This window comes from Rhodomicrobium udaipurense JA643 (assembly GCF_000636015.1).
Classification (GTDB): Bacteria; Pseudomonadota; Alphaproteobacteria; order Rhizobiales; family Rhodomicrobiaceae; genus Rhodomicrobium; species Rhodomicrobium udaipurense.
This window is the reverse complement of record NZ_JFZJ01000247.1, coordinates 1-646: the sequence shown is the minus strand read 5'-3', so window position 1 is coordinate 646 and position 646 is coordinate 1. Positions and strand designations below refer to the sequence as shown.

The 646-nt window shown below is 69.5% G+C and carries 1 pseudogene; it reads right to left on the bottom strand.

Features of this window, described 5'->3' with window-relative positions:
- A pseudogene (locus tag T281_RS18560) lies at nucleotides 1-646 on the bottom strand (hypothetical protein); the annotation flags it as partial.

Sequence of the window (646 nt, the reverse complement as noted above, 5' to 3'; positions counted from 1 at the left end):
CCTGGAACCATGATCGCTGCCATTCGAGCCGTGACCATGATCGGGCTTGCCGCGATCATGCTTGCCGTGATCCGGCTTGCAGTGATCATGCTTTCCGTGCCCGCCGGACTTGCCCGTCGCGCCGGTAGCGCCCGTAGCACCCTTCTTGCCGGTAGCGCCGGTAGCACCCGTGGCTCCCTTCTTGCCGGTAGCGCCGGTGGCTCCCTGCTTTCCGGTAGCGCCGGTCTTGCCGGTAGCACCCGTGGCTCCGGTGGCACCAGTAGCGCCGGTAGCGCCCGTCGCGCCGGTAGCACCGGTTGCGCCCGTAGCCCCGGTTGCGCCCGTGGCTCCAGTTGCGCCGGTAGCACCCGTAGCACCGGTAGCACCTGTTGCGCCCGTGGCACCTGTTGCGCCGGTAGCACCCGCGCCAGTGGCACCGGTAGCACCCGTGGCACCGGTAGCGCCGGTAGCGCCCGTCGCACCCGTGGCACCGGTAGCACCCGTTGCACCTGTAGCTCCAGTGTCGCCCGTAGCGCCTGTAGCTCCCGTGGCGCCGGTAGCGCCGGTAGCACCTGTGGCACCGGTAGCACCCGTTGCACCCGTAGCGCCGGTAGCACCTGTAGAACCTGTGGCACCCGTAGCGCCCGTGGCACCGGTAGCACCTGTG